The organism is Burkholderia sp. Z1, assembly GCF_014893795.1.
Lineage (GTDB): Bacteria > Pseudomonadota > Gammaproteobacteria > Burkholderiales > Burkholderiaceae > Burkholderia > Burkholderia theae.
The window spans coordinates 323,908-337,211 of record NZ_JACFYL010000001.1 but is presented as its reverse complement, the minus strand read 5'-3'; the positions used below and the strand labels follow the sequence as shown (position 1 = coordinate 337,211).

At 59.6% G+C, this 13,304-nt stretch carries 26 protein-coding genes; all 26 read right to left on the bottom strand.

Translation table 11 applies throughout. The annotated features are described in order from the left end of the window. Nucleotides 1-15: 15 nt before the first annotated feature. Entirely contained in the window at nt 16-381 is a 366-nt protein-coding gene (rpsM, locus tag H3H55_RS01560; protein WP_047899584.1) for a 30S ribosomal protein S13, read from the bottom strand. Between the two features lie 38 nt (nt 382-419). Continuing rightward, nucleotides 420-536 (bottom strand): 50S ribosomal protein L36, encoded by a 117-nt coding sequence (gene rpmJ / locus H3H55_RS01555; RefSeq protein WP_004199844.1) that lies wholly within the window; start codon nt 534-536, stop codon nt 420-422. Nucleotides 537-556: 20 nt separating this feature from the next. After that, nucleotides 557-775 (bottom strand): translation initiation factor IF-1, encoded by a 219-nt coding sequence (gene infA / locus H3H55_RS01550; protein WP_004521905.1) that lies wholly within the window; start codon nt 773-775, stop codon nt 557-559. Between the two features lie 8 nt (nt 776-783). After that, nucleotides 784-2,133 (bottom strand): preprotein translocase subunit SecY, encoded by a 1,350-nt coding sequence (secY, locus tag H3H55_RS01545; RefSeq protein ID WP_006482915.1) that lies wholly within the window; start codon nt 2,131-2,133, stop codon nt 784-786. Nucleotides 2,134-2,175: 42 nt separating this feature from the next. After that, nucleotides 2,176-2,610, bottom strand: a complete 435-nt coding sequence (gene rplO / locus H3H55_RS01540; RefSeq protein WP_006477180.1) for a 50S ribosomal protein L15 — start codon at nt 2,608-2,610, stop codon at nt 2,176-2,178. Nucleotides 2,611-2,636: 26 nt separating this feature from the next. Continuing rightward, a complete protein-coding gene (gene rpmD / locus H3H55_RS01535; protein WP_006400644.1) occupies nt 2,637-2,819 on the bottom strand; it encodes a 50S ribosomal protein L30 in 183 nt (60 codons plus the stop codon). A gap of 15 nt (nt 2,820-2,834) precedes the next feature. Further along, nucleotides 2,835-3,353 carry a 30S ribosomal protein S5 gene (gene rpsE, locus H3H55_RS01530; protein WP_006752931.1) on the bottom strand — a complete coding sequence of 173 codons (519 nt, stop codon included), beginning with the start codon at nt 3,351-3,353 and terminating at the stop codon, nt 2,835-2,837. 14 nt (nt 3,354-3,367) lie between these two features. Beyond that, on the bottom strand, nt 3,368-3,733 hold the full coding sequence (gene rplR, locus H3H55_RS01525; RefSeq protein ID WP_006477183.1) for a 50S ribosomal protein L18: 366 nt from the start codon (nt 3,731-3,733) through the stop codon (nt 3,368-3,370). 12 nt (nt 3,734-3,745) lie between these two features. After that, nucleotides 3,746-4,276 carry a 50S ribosomal protein L6 gene (gene rplF, locus H3H55_RS01520; protein ID WP_006758786.1) on the bottom strand — a complete coding sequence of 177 codons (531 nt, stop codon included), beginning with the start codon at nt 4,274-4,276 and terminating at the stop codon, nt 3,746-3,748. Nucleotides 4,277-4,294: 18 nt separating this feature from the next. After that, entirely contained in the window at nt 4,295-4,690 is a 396-nt protein-coding gene (rpsH, locus tag H3H55_RS01515; RefSeq protein WP_009687199.1) for a 30S ribosomal protein S8, read from the bottom strand. 14 nt (nt 4,691-4,704) lie between these two features. After that, a complete protein-coding gene (rpsN, locus tag H3H55_RS01510) occupies nt 4,705-5,010 on the bottom strand; it encodes a 30S ribosomal protein S14 (protein WP_006482884.1) in 306 nt (101 codons plus the stop codon). A 7-nt stretch (nt 5,011-5,017) separates the two neighbouring features. Further along, the gene (gene rplE, locus H3H55_RS01505) at nt 5,018-5,557 is read right to left on the bottom strand and encodes a 50S ribosomal protein L5 (RefSeq protein WP_006477186.1); all 540 of its coding nucleotides are present in this window, start codon (nt 5,555-5,557) and stop codon (nt 5,018-5,020) included. Nucleotides 5,558-5,573: 16 nt separating this feature from the next. After that, nucleotides 5,574-5,882 carry a 50S ribosomal protein L24 gene (gene rplX, locus H3H55_RS01500; protein WP_006477187.1) on the bottom strand — a complete coding sequence of 103 codons (309 nt, stop codon included), beginning with the start codon at nt 5,880-5,882 and terminating at the stop codon, nt 5,574-5,576. A 9-nt stretch (nt 5,883-5,891) separates the two neighbouring features. After that, on the bottom strand, nt 5,892-6,260 hold the full coding sequence (gene rplN, locus H3H55_RS01495; RefSeq protein WP_006752929.1) for a 50S ribosomal protein L14: 369 nt from the start codon (nt 6,258-6,260) through the stop codon (nt 5,892-5,894). Nucleotides 6,261-6,569: 309 nt separating this feature from the next. After that, nucleotides 6,570-6,842: a 30S ribosomal protein S17 gene (gene rpsQ, locus H3H55_RS01490; protein WP_047899582.1), complete on the bottom strand. Its 273-nt coding sequence runs from the start codon at nt 6,840-6,842 to the stop codon at nt 6,570-6,572. After that, nucleotides 6,839-7,033 carry a 50S ribosomal protein L29 gene (rpmC, locus tag H3H55_RS01485; protein ID WP_006400652.1) on the bottom strand — a complete coding sequence of 65 codons (195 nt, stop codon included), beginning with the start codon at nt 7,031-7,033 and terminating at the stop codon, nt 6,839-6,841. Before rpmC ends, rpsQ begins: the two co-directional genes overlap by 4 nt. Nucleotides 7,034-7,042: 9 nt before the next feature. Beyond that, nucleotides 7,043-7,459 (bottom strand): 50S ribosomal protein L16, encoded by a 417-nt coding sequence (gene rplP / locus H3H55_RS01480; protein ID WP_006752927.1) that lies wholly within the window; start codon nt 7,457-7,459, stop codon nt 7,043-7,045. Nucleotides 7,460-7,461: 2 nt separating this feature from the next. Further along, nucleotides 7,462-8,262 (bottom strand): 30S ribosomal protein S3, encoded by an 801-nt coding sequence (rpsC, locus tag H3H55_RS01475; RefSeq protein WP_006482899.1) that lies wholly within the window; start codon nt 8,260-8,262, stop codon nt 7,462-7,464. Nucleotides 8,263-8,273: 11 nt separating this feature from the next. After that, the gene (gene rplV, locus H3H55_RS01470; protein WP_004199272.1) at nt 8,274-8,603 is read right to left on the bottom strand and encodes a 50S ribosomal protein L22; all 330 of its coding nucleotides are present in this window, start codon (nt 8,601-8,603) and stop codon (nt 8,274-8,276) included. 12 nt (nt 8,604-8,615) lie between these two features. Further along, a complete protein-coding gene (gene rpsS, locus H3H55_RS01465; protein WP_004199273.1) occupies nt 8,616-8,891 on the bottom strand; it encodes a 30S ribosomal protein S19 in 276 nt (91 codons plus the stop codon). A 10-nt stretch (nt 8,892-8,901) separates the two neighbouring features. Continuing rightward, on the bottom strand, nt 8,902-9,729 hold the full coding sequence (rplB, locus tag H3H55_RS01460; RefSeq protein WP_006482900.1) for a 50S ribosomal protein L2: 828 nt from the start codon (nt 9,727-9,729) through the stop codon (nt 8,902-8,904). A gap of 2 nt (nt 9,730-9,731) precedes the next feature. Further along, entirely contained in the window at nt 9,732-10,046 is a 315-nt protein-coding gene (gene rplW, locus H3H55_RS01455) for a 50S ribosomal protein L23 (RefSeq protein ID WP_004199275.1), read from the bottom strand. Further along, nucleotides 10,043-10,663, bottom strand: coding sequence for a 50S ribosomal protein L4 (rplD, locus tag H3H55_RS01450; protein ID WP_011350675.1), 621 nt, complete (start codon nt 10,661-10,663; stop codon nt 10,043-10,045). Before rplD ends, rplW begins: the two co-directional genes overlap by 4 nt. After that, a complete protein-coding gene (gene rplC, locus H3H55_RS01445) occupies nt 10,663-11,313 on the bottom strand; it encodes a 50S ribosomal protein L3 (protein WP_006482922.1) in 651 nt (216 codons plus the stop codon). The genes rplD and rplC overlap by 1 nt, the downstream gene beginning before the upstream one ends. Nucleotides 11,314-11,490: 177 nt before the next feature. After that, entirely contained in the window at nt 11,491-11,802 is a 312-nt protein-coding gene (rpsJ, locus tag H3H55_RS01440) for a 30S ribosomal protein S10 (RefSeq protein WP_004199280.1), read from the bottom strand. A 285-nt stretch (nt 11,803-12,087) separates the two neighbouring features. Beyond that, nucleotides 12,088-13,278: an elongation factor Tu gene (gene tuf, locus H3H55_RS01435; RefSeq protein ID WP_129513512.1), complete on the bottom strand. Its 1,191-nt coding sequence runs from the start codon at nt 13,276-13,278 to the stop codon at nt 12,088-12,090. Between the last annotated feature and the right edge of the window lie 26 nt (nt 13,279-13,304).

The following is a 13,304-nucleotide window of genomic DNA, read 5'->3' as shown; positions in this document are numbered from 1 at the left end:
AACTGTCAGTTCCGCTTACTTCTTCAGCGCTTGCGCTGCACGACGCGGACCCTTGCGAGTGCGTGCGTTCGTACGCGTACGCTGACCGCGCATCGGCAGGCCCTTGCGATGACGGACGCCACGGTAGCAACCGAGGTCCATCAGGCGCTTGATGTTCATCGTCACTTCACGGCGCAGATCGCCTTCGACGACAAACTTGCCCACTTCTTCACGCAGCTTTTCGAGATCTGCGTCGGTCAGGTCCTTGACCTTCTTCGAGAATTCCACGCCAGCTGCCGCGCAGATGCTGCGCGAGCGCGTGCGGCCGACACCGAAGATTGCCGTCAGGCCAATCTCGGTATGCTGGTGATTCGGGATGTTAACCCCTGCGATACGAGCCATTGTTTTTCCTCAAACAAAAAGCGCAAACAAACGCGCGGTCAGCCTTGGCGCTGCTTGTGGCGCGGATCCGAGCTGCAGATCACGCGAACGACGCCTTTGCGCTTGATGATCTTGCAATTGCGGCAAATGCGCTTAACCGATGCCATCACTTTCATGATAATACCCTTTTTTCAAATCACTTCGCCCGGAACACGATCCGCGCACGAGACAGATCGTAAGGCGTCAACTCAACCGTCACCTTGTCGCCCGGGAGGATGCGGATGTAGTGCATCCTCATCTTTCCGGAAATATGCCCCAATACGACATGGCCGTTTTCCAGCTTCACACGGAAGGTCGCATTCGGGAGGTTTTCGATCACCTCACCCTGCATCTGGATTACATCGTCTTTGGCCATAGTCCTATTTAACGCATCGGGATGTTGCCGCCCTTGAAGTTCGCCTTCTTGAGCAGTGACTCATACTGTTGCGACATAACGTACGACTGCACCTGCGCCATAAAGTCCATCGTGACGACGACAATGATCAGCAGCGACGTTCCACCAAAATAAAACGGCACGTTCCAGCGCAGCACCAGGAATTCCGGCAGCAGACACACGAAGACGATGTAGATCGCACCGGCCAGCGTCAGACGCGTGAGGATGCGGTCGATATATCGTGCGGTCTGATCGCCCGGACGAATGCCCGGAACAAACGCGCCGCTCTTCTTCAGGTTGTCTGCGGTCTCCCTGCTGTTGAACACCAGTGCGGTGTAGAAGAAGCAGAAAAACACGATTGCCAGCGTGTACAGCAGCACATAGACCGGCTGGCCCGGCTTCAGCGCTTCCGCAACGTTATGCAACGTATTGGAAATCCAGCTTCCCGTCGGCTGACCGGTACTGAACCAGCCGAGAATCGTTGCCGGGAACAGGATGATCGACGATGCGAAGATCGGCGGAATCACGCCCGACATGTTCAGCTTCAGCGGCAGGTGGGACGACTGCCCGCCGTAGATCTTGTTACCGACCTGGCGCTTCGCGTAGTTCACGAGGATCTTGCGCTGACCGCGTTCGATGAACACGACCAGGTAAGTCACCGCGGCAATCAGAACGACGATGATGATCGCCGAAATGATGCTCATCGAACCCGTACGCACCAGCTCGAACAACCCACCGACGGCATTCGGGAACCCTGCTGCGATCCCGCCGAAGATGATGATCGAGATACCGTTGCCCAGACCACGCTCGGTAATCTGCTCGCCGAGCCACATCAGGAACATCGTGCCAGTAACCAGCGTCACGACCGTCGTCAGTCGGAACAGCATGCCGGGATCGGTGACGAGGCCCGGCTGGTTTTCCAGCGCAGCCGCGATACCGAATGCCTGGAAGGTCGCGAGCACCACGGTGAAATACCGCGTGTACTGCGTGATCTTCCGTTGCCCTGCCTGCCCTTCCTTCTTCAGCGCCTCGAGCTGCGGCGAGACGATCGCCAGCAACTGCATGATGATCGACGCCGAAATATACGGCATGATCCCCAGCGCAAAGATCGTGAAGCGGGAAAGTGCGCCACCCGAGAACATGTTGAACATGCCCAGGATGCCACCCGCCTGGCTCTGGAACAGCTTAGCCAGTTGATCCGGATCGATGCCCGGCACGGGAATGTGCGCGCCGATGCGATAGACGATCAGCGCCAGGAGCAGGAACATCGCTCGCCGACGCAGATCGCCGAATTTCGCCGTGCTTCGACCGGGTTTTGCAAGACTCGGGCTGTTAGCCAAGTACCTTCTCCGATGAATGCAAGTGACGACGCGCTACGCGTGTCACTCGGCGAACGAACCGCCAGCCGCTTCGATCGCAGCGCGCGCACCCTTGGTGGCACCGAGACCCTTCACGACGATCTTGCGCTTCAGTTCGCCCGTCGCGATGATCTTTGCGCTCTTCGTCAGCTCACCGACCAGGCCGGCTTGCTTCAGTGCGAGCAGATCGATCTCATCGACCGGCAGCTTCTCGAGGTCGCTCAGGCGCACTTCACCGACGAATTCCTTCGTCAGCGACGTGAAGCCGCGCTTCGGCAGACGACGTTGCAGCGGCATCTGACCGCCTTCGAAACCGACTTTGTGGAAGCCGCCCGAACGCGATTTCTGACCCTTGTGACCACGGCCAGCCGTCTTGCCGAGGCCCGAACCGATGCCACGGCCGACGCGACGCTTGGCGTGCTTGGCGCCAGCTGCCGGCTTCAGGTTATTCAATTCCATATCAACTCCTTGATCCGTAGGGCCGCTTACGCGATGACCTTAACGAGGTACGAGACCTTGTTGATCATGCCGCGGACCGCCGGCGTGTCCTGCAGCTCGCTAACCGAGTTGAGTCGGCGCAGGCCCAGGCCACGCACGGTCGCGCGGTGCGATTCGCGGGTCCCGATCAGGCTCTTAACGAGCTGAACCTTGACAGTTTTTTCAGACATGGTGACCACCCGGGCTTAGCCCAAAATATCTTCGACGGACTTGCCGCGCTTCGCCGCGATGTCTGCCGGGGTGGACTGCTTGCGCAGGCCGTCCAGCGTGGCGCGAACGAGGTTGTACGGGTTCGTCGAACCGTGGCTCTTCGCCACAACGTTCTGAACGCCCATCACGTCGAACACTGCGCGCATCGGGCCGCCGGCGATCACGCCCGTACCTGCCTTCGCCGGAGCGAGGAGGACGGCCGAAGCGCCGTGCTTGCCGTGCACTTCGTGCTGCAGCGTGCCGTTCTTGAGCGGCACCTTGAACATGTTGCGGCGAGCTTGTTCCATTGCCTTCTGGACAGCGACCGGCACTTCCTTCGCCTTGCCCTTGCCCATGCCGATGCGGCCATCGCCGTCGCCAACCACGGTCAGTGCGGCGAAGCCGAGAATACGGCCACCCTTCACGACCTTGGTCACGCGGTTGACCGAAATCATCTTTTCACGAAGGCCGTCGTCGCGTTCGTCAGCCTGAACTTTCGCTTGCATCTTTGCCATGACGAATTCCTTCCTTAGAACTTGAGCCCAGCTTCGCGAGCTGCCTCAGCCAGCGCCTTGACGCGGCCATGGTAGCGGAAGCCCGAGCGGTCGAAGGCGACGGATTCGATGCCGGCGGCCTTTGCCTTCTCGGCAATACGCTTGCCGATCAGCGTCGCAGCATTAACGTTGCCGCCCTTGCCCGACTTGTCGGCGAGCTCTGCGCGCACTTCTGCCTCGAGCGTCGACGCACTGGCGAGCACCTTGGTGCCGCAGGGCGAGAACACTTGAGCGTAGATATGCGTGTTCGTGCGATGCACGGCGAGACGCGCGACCTGCAGCTCAGCGATCTTGATACGCGTCTGGCGAGCGCGGCGCAGGCGAGATTGAGTCTTATCCATGATTGCGCACCCTTACTTCTTCTTCGTTTCTTTGAGGATCACAACCTCGTCGGAATAGCGCACGCCCTTGCCCTTGTAGGGCTCCGGCGGACGGTAACCGCGGACTTCCGCAGCCACTTGACCGACTTGTTGCTTGTTGATCCCCTTGATCACGATTTCGGTTTGCGTCGGGGTTTCAGCCTTGACGCCTTCCGGCATCTGGTGCACCACCGGGTGCGAGAAACCCAGCGACAGGTTCAGCTTGTCGCCTTGCGCTTGTGCACGGTAACCGACGCCAACCAGCGTCAGCTTGCGCTCGAAACCCTTGGTCACGCCGTGCACGGCATTCGCGATGATCGCGCGCATCGTGCCCGACAGTGCATTTGCTTCGCGGCTTTCGTCGACCGGCGACAGATTCAGCGTGCCGTCGTTGTTCGCCACGTTCACGAGCGGATTGATCGCTTGCGTGATGGTGCCCAGCGGGCCCTTGACGGTGATTGCGCCGTCAGCCAGCTTGACTTCCGCGCCTTGCAGCGCGATCGGGCTCTTACCTACTCGAGACATGTTTCTCTCTCCTCGGCTTTAAGCGACGTAGCAGATGACTTCGCCGCCGACGCCGGTAGCGCGCGCCTTGCGGTCGGTCATCACGCCCTTGGGCGTCGACACGATTGCCACGCCGAGGCCATTCATGACCTGCGGAATGTCGTTACGGCCGCGGTAGACGCGCAGGCCAGGCTTCGACACGCGCTCGAGGCGTTCGATGACCGGACGGCCAGCGTAGTACTTCAGCGCGATATTCAGTTCAGCCTTTGCGCCTTCGCTCTTCACCGCGAAATCGTCGATATAACCTTCGTCCTTCAGGACTTGCGCGATTGCAACCTTGACCTTCGACGAGGGCATCGCGACCGATACCTTCTCGACCATCTGCGCGTTGCGGATGCGAGTCAGCATATCGGCGATAGGATCACTCATGCTCATTTACGTTTCTCCTATTACCAGCTCGCCTTGGTCAGGCCAGGAATCTCGCCACGGAATGCGATTTCACGAATCTTGTTACGCGCGAGGCCGAATTTACGGAACGTGCCACGCGGGCGGCCCGTGATCGCGCAGCGGTTACGCTGGCGGGTCGGGTTTGCGTTGCGGGGCAGTTGCTGCAGCTCCAGGCGTGCTTCGTAGCGCTCTTCTTCCGACTTGCTTTGGTCTTCGACGATCGCCTTCAGCGCTTCGCGCTTTGCTGCGAACTTCGCGACCAGGCGGGCGCGCTTCTTTTCACGTTCGATCAGTGCCAGTTTAGCCACGGTAACCTCAGTTTCTGAACGGGAACTTGAAGCTGGCGAGCAGAGCCTTTGCTTCGTCGTCGGTCTTCGCAGTCGTCGTGATGCTGATGTTCAGCCCACGCAGTGCGTCGATCTTGTCGTAATCGATTTCGGGGAAAATGATCTGCTCTTTCACACCGATGTTGTAGTTGCCACGGCCATCGAAAGCACGACCCGACACACCACGGAAGTCACGCACGCGGGGCAGGGCGACGGTCACGAAGCGATCGAGGAATTCGTACATTGCCTGGCCGCGCAGCGTCACCATCGCGCCGATCGGGTAGCCCTGACGAATCTTGAAACCTGCGATTGCCTTGCGTGCCTTCGTCACGACCGGCTTCTGACCAGCGATCTTCGTGAGGTCGCCAACGGCGTTCTCGATGATCTTCTTGTCAGCGATCGCTTCGCCAAGACCCATGTTCAGCGTGATCTTGGTGATGCGCGGCACTTCCATGACCGACTTGTAACCGAACTTCTCGATCAGGCCGGGCACAACCTTTTCTTTGTAAAACTCTTGAAAACGAGCCATTTTTTACTCCGCTGCGTCAGGCGCTCAGTACGGCACCGGTCGTCTTCAGGAAGCGAACCTTCTTGCCTTCCTCGACCTTGATGCCAACACGCGACGCCTTGCCATTCGCGTCGACCAGTGCGACGTTCGAAATATGCAGGGGCATCGTCTTCGCTTCCACGCCGCCCGTCGTACCCTTCATCGGGTTCGGCTTCACATGCTTCTTGACGAGGTTGATACCTTCAACCGTCACATGTTCAGCACCGACAGCCAGCACGACGCCGCGCTTGCCCTTGTCCTTGCCGGTGACGACGATCACTTCGTCACCCTTGCGAATCTTGTTCATCGCGACTCCTTACAGCACTTCCGGCGCAAGCGAAACGATCTTCATGAATCGTTCGCTACGCAGCTCACGCGTCACCGGCCCGAAGATACGGGTGCCGATCGGCTCGAGCTTGTTATTCAAAAGCACAGCGGCGTTGCCGTCGAACTTGATCAGCGAGCCGTCTTGACGGCGAACGCCCTTGGCGGTGCGAACCACCACGGCATTGTAAATTTCGCCTTTCTTCACGCGCCCGCGCGGCGTTGCCTCTTTGACGGTCACCTTGATGATGTCGCCAATGCCGGCATAACGACGCTTCGAGCCGCCGAGCACCTTGATGCACATGACTTCACGTGCACCCGTGTTGTCGGCTACTTCGAGCCGAGATTCGGTCTGGATCATGGTTTGTCTTTCCCAACTTAATCCGGATGCACCACCATGATGCATTCGGTCAGTCTTGGTCCCGTCAGCCAATCGGCTGCTTGGGTTGGAACAGCAGCGACGGCAAACGAAACCCGCCATCGCAATTCGGTGAATCTTTCAGACAGGCTGGCGCCAGTCCGCTTCCCCCACCAACTTCGCCCGCGACGGGGCTCCCATAAAGAGGGAAGACCAGGATTATAACAAATAATCCTGGTCACGCAAGCAAAAACTTTGCGATTTCAAGCACTTCGTGGAGAAGTGCCTGTTGCTGCCTACTGCACTGCCCGCTTAGATGACGCGAGCTGCTTCGACGAGGCGCGACACTGCCCAGGCCTTCGTCTTCGAAACAGGACGAGTTTCCTGGATTTCGACGAGATCGCCTTCGTTGCAGGTGTTCGCTTCATCGTGCGCGTGGTACTTCTTCGAACGCACGACATACTTGCCGTAGATCGGGTGCTTGACGCGGTGCTCGATCAGCACGGTGACGGTCTTGTCCATCTTGTTGCTGACGACCCGACCGACCAGCGTCCGCTTCAGCGAGGTTTTCACGCTATCGTTCATTTCTGGTTCGCCTTCTGAGTCATGACGGTCCGCACACGTGCGATGTCGCGACGAACCTTCTTCAGCTGGCTCGTGTTAGTGAGCTGCTGGGTCGCGAGTTGCATGCGCAGGCCGAATTGCGCCTTCAGCAGGTCCGCCAGCTCCTTGTTGAGCGCGGCCTGGTCTTTCTGGAGAAGTTCGGAAGCCTTCATATTTTCTCCTTAGGCGCCGAGCTGGCGCACGATGAACGCCGTCTTCAGCGGCAGCTTGGCTGCAGCCAGACGGAACGCTTCGCGTGCCAGTTCTTCGGTGACGCCGTCCATTTCATAGAGCATCTTGCCCGGCTGAATCTCGGCGACGTAGTACTCAGGGTTACCCTTACCGTTACCCATACGCACTTCGGCCGGCTTCTGCGAAATCGGCTTGTCCGGGAAGATCCGGATCCAGATGCGGCCGCCACGCTTGATGTGACGCGTCATTGCACGACGCGCCGCTTCAATTTGACGCGCGGTCAAACGGCCGCGACCGATCGCCTTCAGGCCGAAATCACCGAACGACACTGCGTTGCCGCGCGTCGCCTTGCCGGTGTTACGACCCTTCTGCTCTTTGCGATACTTCCTGCGTTTCGGTTGCAGCATCGTTATTCTCCAGTCTTGCCGTCTTCGGGCTTGCCGGCGCCACGGCGCGGTGCGCCACGACGAGCACCCGGAGCGCCGCCTTCGCCGTCACGGCGCGGACGACGATCGCCCGGGCGCGCATTGCGACGCGGACGCTTGTCTTCGGCTACTTCTTCCACCACCGGCGCGTCGTTGCGGCCGAGCGTGTCGCCCTTGTACACCCACACCTTGACGCCGATGATCCCGTAGGTCGTCTTCGCTTCCGAAGTCGCGTAGTCGATGTCGGCACGCAGCGTGTGAAGCGGAACGCGACCTTCGCGATACCACTCCGTACGTGCGATTTCGATACCGTTCAGACGGCCTGCGCTCATGATCTTGATGCCCTGGGCACCCAGACGCATCGCGTTCTGCATCGCACGCTTCATCGCGCGACGGAACATGATCCGGCGCTCGAGCTGTTGCGTGATCGAGTCAGCGATCAGTTGCGCATCGGTTTCCGGCTTGCGGATCTCTTCGATGTTGACGTGAACCGGCACGCCCATGCGGCGTTGCAGTTCCGTCTTCAGCTGTTCGATATCCTCGCCCTTCTTGCCGATGACCACGCCCGGACGCGAGCTGTAAATCGTGATGCGCGCGTTCTTTGCCGGACGCTCGATGACAACCCGACCGACCGAAGCGTTCTTCAGCTTCTTCTTCAGGTACTCACGAACACCGATGTCTTCCTGAAGCATCGCCGCGAAATTGTTGTTGTTCGCGTACCAACGCGAAGCCCAATTGCGGCTGACAGCCAGGCGGAAGCCAGTCGGATGAATTTTCTGTCCCATCGTATGGCTCCTTAATTCCCGACCGTCACAGTGATGTGACAGGATTGCTTCTCGATGCGGTTACCGCGGCCCTTGGCGCGCGCGGTGAAACGCTTGAGCGATGCAGCCTTATCGACGTAGATGCTCTTGATCTTGAGCTCGTCGATATCGGCGCCTTCGTTGTGCTCCGCATTCGCGATTGCCGACAGCACAACCTTCTTCACGATGCCAGCCGCCTTCTTCGGCGAGAACGTCAGAACGTTCAGCGCCTTGTCGACCGGCAAACCGCGGATCTGGTCAGCCACAAGGCGCGTTTTTTGCGCCGAGATGCGGGCACCGCGATGAATTGCTTTCACTTCCATCTTGATTGCCCCTTATTTCTTGGCCTTCTTGTCGGCTGCGTGACCCTTGAACGTACGGGTCAGTGCGAACTCGCCAAGCTTGTGGCCGACCATGTTTTCCGAGATGTACACCGGAACGTGTTGACGGCCGTTGTGAACAGCGATCGTCAGGCCGATGAAATCCGGCAGAATCGTCGAGCGACGCGACCAGGTCTTGATCGGCTTTTTGTCGCGCGAAGCTGCAGCCGCCTCAACTTTCTTCAGCAAATGGGCGTCGCAGAACGGACCTTTTTTAACAGAACGTGCCATTGCCTACTCCTTAACGCTTGTGACGGCGCTGGACGATCATCGTCGTCGTGCGCTTGTTGCTGCGGGTGCGATAACCCTTAGCCGGCGTACCCCACGGGCTCACCGGGTCGCGACCTGCAGCCGTCTTGCCCTCACCACCACCGTGCGGGTGATCAACCGGGTTCATCGCAACGCCACGCACCGTCGGGCGGATACCGCGCCAGCGGTTCGCGCCAGCCTTGCCGATTTGGCGCAGGCTATGCTCTTCGTTGCCGACTTCACCGATCGTTGCACGGCACTCGATGTGCACGCGACGGATTTCGCCCGAACGCAGACGAACCTGCGCGTAGACGCCTTCACGTGCCAGCAGCATGGCCGACGTGCCAGCCGAACGCGCCATTTGCGCGCCCTTGCCCGGCAGCATCTCGATGCAGTGGATCGTCGTACCGACCGGAATGTTGCGGATCGGCAGCGTGTTGCCTGCACGGATCGGCGCTTCCGAACCCGACATCAGCTGTTGGCCGACGGTCAGGCCCTTCGGGGCGATGATGTAGCGACGCTCGCCGTCTGCGTAGAGCACCAGCGCGATGTTCGCGCTACGGTTCGGGTCGTACTCGAGACGCTCGACCTTTGCCGGGATGCCATCCTTCGTGCGACGGAAATCGACGATACGATAGTGCTGCTTGTGACCACCGCCCTTGTGGCGCGTGGTGATGCGGCCGTTGTTGTTACGGCCGGCGGTCGAGCTCTGCGAGTCGAGCAGTGCCGCGAACGGCTTGCCCTGGTGCAGATTCTTGTTGACCACCTTGACCATCGCGCGGCGACCCGGCGAAGTCGGCTTAACTTTAACGATTGCCATGATTACTTGGCCTCCGCTTCAAAGTTGATTTCCTGGCCGGGCTTCAGGCAAACGTACGCCTTCTTCACGTCCTTGCGGCGGCCCATCGAACGGCCAAAGCGTTTCTGCTTGCCCTTCTGAACCAGCACGTTGACGGAGTCAACCTCAACCTTGAACAGCAGCTCGACAGCCGCCTTCACTTCCTGCTTCGTGGCATCCGGCGCGACTTCGAACACGACTTGCTCGTTCTTGTCGGCAACCAGCGTCGCCTTTTCCGAGATCACCGGTGCGAGCAGGACCTGCATCAAACGATGATCGTTCTTGCGAATCTCGCTCATGACAGCAACTCCTCGATCTGGGCGACCGCAGCCTTCGTGACCAGGACTTTCTTGAAGTAGATCAGCGACAGCGGGTCAGCGTAGCGCGGCTCGACAATTGCCACGTGCGGCAGGTTGCGCGAAGCCAGGTACAGGTTTTCGTCGACCGTGTCGGTAATGATCAGCACGGAGTCGAGACCCATGGTCTTGAATTTTTCGGCCAGCAGCTTGGTCTTCGGCGCTTCGAGGATGATGTCCTCGACAACCGACAGACGGCCTTCACGGGCCAGCTGCGAGAAGATCGAGCAGAGACCTGCGCGATGCATCTTCTTGTTGACCTTGTGCGAGAAGTTTTCTTCCGGCGAGTTCGGGAAGATACGACCACCGCCACGCCACAACGGGCTCGACGACATACCGGCACGAGCGCGGCCCGTACCCTTCTGGCGCCACGGCTTCTTGGTGGTGTGCTTGACCTGCTCGCGGTCCTTCTGCGCGCGGTTACCCTGGCGAGCATTCGCCTGGTAAGCGACGACGACCTGGTGGATCAGCGCTTCGTTGTAGTCACGACCGAACACGACGTCCGATGCGTTGACCACTGCACCTTCCTGACCATTTTCGTTCAGGAGCTTGAGTTCCATTATTTCGCCCCCTTGGTCTTGACGGCCGGCGTGACAAAAACCTTGCCACCCTTCGCGCCCGGAATCGCACCCTTGACGAGCAGCAGCTTGCGCTCTGCGTCGATACGAGCGATTTCGAGGTTCTGCACCGTCACCGTCACATCACCCATGTGACCCGTCATGCGTTTACCCGGGAACACGCGACCCGGATCCTGCGCCATACCGATCGAGCCCGGCACGTTGTGCGAGCGCGAGTTACCGTGCGTGGCACGGCCGGAGGAGAAGTTGTAACGCTTGATCGTACCGGCGTAGCCCTTACCGATCGACACGCCTTGCACGTCGACCTTCTGGCCCACTTCGAAAAGATCTGCACCGACCACGGCGCCATTCGACAGCTCGGCTGCCTTGGCCGCGTCAATGCGGAATTCCTTGAGGATTTCACCGGCTTCGACACCGGCTTTGGCGAGATGACCTGCCAGCGGCTTCGTCACGCGCGATGCGCGGCGGGAGCCGAATGCAACCTGCACGGCCGTGTAGCCGTCGGTTTCAACAGTCTTGATCTGCGTCACGCGGTTGTCCGACACGTCCAGCACGGTGACGGGAATCGAATCCCCTTCCGCCGTGAAGATACGGGTCATGCCAACCTTGCGACCTACGAGTCCAAGGCTCATCATTTTCTCCATTCCCGACTGCGATTGGTCGGGGCTGATTTACAAAATGCCGGGCACGCAAGGCCCAACTTTTTTACGCGAATACGCGAAAAGCCAAGCAGTATAGCCCGATTCTTCGTTTTCCGCAAGCAATCAAAGACTTAGCGCCGCCCGGCGAGCCGATCGGCGCTGGAAGCCTTACTGCAGCTTGATTTCCACGTCGACGCCAGCCGGCAGATCGAGCTTCATCAGCGCGTCAACCGTCTTGTCGGTCGGATCGACGATGTCCATCAGGCGCTGGTGGGTGCGGATTTCGAGCTGATCGCGCGACGTCTTGTTGACGTGCGGCGAACGCAGGATGTCAAAACGCTGAATGCGCGTCGGCAGCGGCACCGGGCCACGGACGATTGCGCCAGTCCGCTTCGCGGTATCGACGATCTCGGCTGCCGATTGATCGATCAGACGATAGTCGAAAGCCTTCAGGCGAATGCGGATTTTTTGTTGCTGCATGACGATTCCTTGAAAAGAGCGAGGCGATGTTGCATCGCCGAACACCAAAAGAACGTGAAACGTGAGGCCTGCGGGGAGCGAGGCATCAGGTTCCGGACAGTACTTCCACTGCTAAGCCCGCGATTCTACACGAAATTCTGAAGCGGTGGTGCGGGTTTATCGATCCACGCAACAGGCGCCGGAAAAACAAAACCGGGTGCCAGCGCAAGCTGGACACCCGGTTTCGACGGCACGACTGCATGCCGCGGAATCGCGGACCCCATCGGGATCCGCGGATCGTCGATATTACTCGATGACCTTGGCGACGACGCCGGCGCCGACCGTACGGCCGCCTTCGCGGATTGCGAAGCGCAGACCTTCTTCCATCGCGATCGGAGCAATCAGCTTCACCGTGATCGACACGTTGTCGCCCGGCATCACCATTTCCTTGTCCTTCGGCAGCTCGATCGAGCCCGTCACGTCCGTCGTACGGAAGTAGAACTGCGGACGGTAGTTGTTGAAGAACGGCGTGTGACGGCCGCCTTCGTCCTTGCTCAGCACGTACACTTCAGCCGTGAAGTGCGTGTGCGGCGTGATCGAACCCGGCTTCGCCAGAACCTGGCCACGCTCCACGTCTTCACGCTTCGTGCCGCGCAGCAGGATACCAACGTTGTCGCCTGCTTGACCTTGGTCCAGCAGCTTGCGGAACATTTCAACGCCCGTGCAGGTCGTCTTCACCGTCGGCTTGATACCGACGATTTCGATTTCTTCGCCGACCTTCACGACGCCGCGCTCGATACGACCCGTCACCACCGTGCCACGGCCCGAGATCGAGAACACGTCTTCCACCGGCATCAGGAACGCGCCGTCAACTGCACGCTCCGGCGTCGGGATGTACGTGTCCAGCGCATCGGCCAGGCTCATGATCGCCACTTCGCCCAGCTCGCCCGTGTCGCCTTCCAGCGCCAGCTTCGCCGAACCCTTCACGATCGGCGTGTCGTCGCCCGGGAAGTCGTACTTCGACAGGAGTTCGCGAACTTCCATCTCGACCAGCTCGAGCAGTTCAGCGTCGTCCACCATGTCGCACTTGTTCAGGAACACGATGATGTACGGAACGCCAACCTGACGCGCCAGCAGGATGTGCTCACGCGTTTGCGGCATCGGGCCGTCTGCTGCCGAGCAAACCAGGATCGCGCCGTCCATCTGTGCCGCGCCCGTGATCATGTTCTTCACATAGTCAGCGTGGCCCGGGCAGTCGACGTGTGCGTAGTGGCGGTTAGCCGTTTCGTACTCGACGTGTGCCGTGTTGATCGTGATGCCGCGCGCCTTTTCTTCCGGTGCCGCGTCGATCTGGTCGTATGCCTTCGCTTCGCCGCCGAACTTCTTCGTCAGCACCGTCGTGATCGCTGCCGTCAGCGTCGTCTTGCCGTGGTCAACGTGACCAATCGTACCAACGTTCACGTGCGGCTTGGTCCGCTCGAATTTACCTTTTGCCATGATTCTCTTCTTTCAAAAATAATCGA

Bases quoted from the DNA above. Each gene is read 5' to 3' on its own strand.
- rpsM (WP_047899584.1), bottom strand. From the start codon at position 381: ATGGCTCGTATCGCAGGGGTTAACATCCCGAATCACCAGCATACCGAG.
- rpmJ (WP_004199844.1), bottom strand. From the start codon at position 536: ATGAAAGTGATGGCATCGGTTAAGCGCATTTGCCGCAATTGCAAGATC.
- infA (WP_004521905.1), bottom strand. From the start codon at position 775: ATGGCCAAAGACGATGTAATCCAGATGCAGGGTGAGGTGATCGAAAAC.
- rplO (WP_006477180.1), bottom strand. From the start codon at position 2,610: ATGGAATTGAATAACCTGAAGCCGGCAGCTGGCGCCAAGCACGCCAAG.
- rpmD (WP_006400644.1), bottom strand. From the start codon at position 2,819: ATGTCTGAAAAAACTGTCAAGGTTCAGCTCGTTAAGAGCCTGATCGGG.
- rpsE (WP_006752931.1), bottom strand. From the start codon at position 3,353: ATGGCAAAGATGCAAGCGAAAGTTCAGGCTGACGAACGCGACGACGGC.
- rplR (WP_006477183.1), bottom strand. From the start codon at position 3,733: ATGGATAAGACTCAATCTCGCCTGCGCCGCGCTCGCCAGACGCGTATC.
- rplF (WP_006758786.1), bottom strand. From the start codon at position 4,276: ATGTCTCGAGTAGGTAAGAGCCCGATCGCGCTGCAAGGCGCGGAAGTC.
- rpsH (WP_009687199.1), bottom strand. From the start codon at position 4,690: ATGAGCATGAGTGATCCTATCGCCGATATGCTGACTCGCATCCGCAAC.
- rplE (WP_006477186.1), bottom strand. From the start codon at position 5,557: ATGGCTCGTTTTCAAGAGTTTTACAAAGAAAAGGTTGTGCCCGGCCTG.
- rplX (WP_006477187.1), bottom strand. From the start codon at position 5,882: ATGAACAAGATTCGCAAGGGTGACGAAGTGATCGTCGTCACCGGCAAG.
- rplN (WP_006752929.1), bottom strand. From the start codon at position 6,260: ATGATCCAGACCGAATCTCGGCTCGAAGTAGCCGACAACACGGGTGCA.
- rpsQ (WP_047899582.1), bottom strand. From the start codon at position 6,842: ATGAACGATAGCGTGAAAACCTCGCTGAAGCGGACGCTGGTCGGTCGG.
- rpmC (WP_006400652.1), bottom strand. From the start codon at position 7,033: ATGAAGGCTTCCGAACTTCTCCAGAAAGACCAGGCCGCGCTCAACAAG.
- rplP (WP_006752927.1), bottom strand. From the start codon at position 7,459: ATGCTGCAACCGAAACGCAGGAAGTATCGCAAAGAGCAGAAGGGTCGT.
- rpsC (WP_006482899.1), bottom strand. From the start codon at position 8,262: ATGGGACAGAAAATTCATCCGACTGGCTTCCGCCTGGCTGTCAGCCGC.
- rplV (WP_004199272.1), bottom strand. From the start codon at position 8,603: ATGGAAGTGAAAGCAATTCATCGCGGTGCCCGCATCTCGGCGCAAAAA.
- rpsS (WP_004199273.1), bottom strand. From the start codon at position 8,891: ATGGCACGTTCTGTTAAAAAAGGTCCGTTCTGCGACGCCCATTTGCTG.
- rplB (WP_006482900.1), bottom strand. From the start codon at position 9,729: ATGGCAATCGTTAAAGTTAAGCCGACTTCGCCGGGTCGCCGCGCGATG.
- rplW (WP_004199275.1), bottom strand. From the start codon at position 10,046: ATGAGCGAGATTCGCAAGAACGATCATCGTTTGATGCAGGTCCTGCTC.
- rplD (WP_011350675.1), bottom strand. From the start codon at position 10,663: ATGGAACTCAAGCTCCTGAACGAAAATGGTCAGGAAGGTGCAGTGGTC.
- rplC (WP_006482922.1), bottom strand. From the start codon at position 11,313: ATGAGCCTTGGACTCGTAGGTCGCAAGGTTGGCATGACCCGTATCTTC.
- rpsJ (WP_004199280.1), bottom strand. From the start codon at position 11,802: ATGCAGCAACAAAAAATCCGCATTCGCCTGAAGGCTTTCGACTATCGT.
- tuf (WP_129513512.1), bottom strand. From the start codon at position 13,278: ATGGCAAAAGGTAAATTCGAGCGGACCAAGCCGCACGTGAACGTTGGT.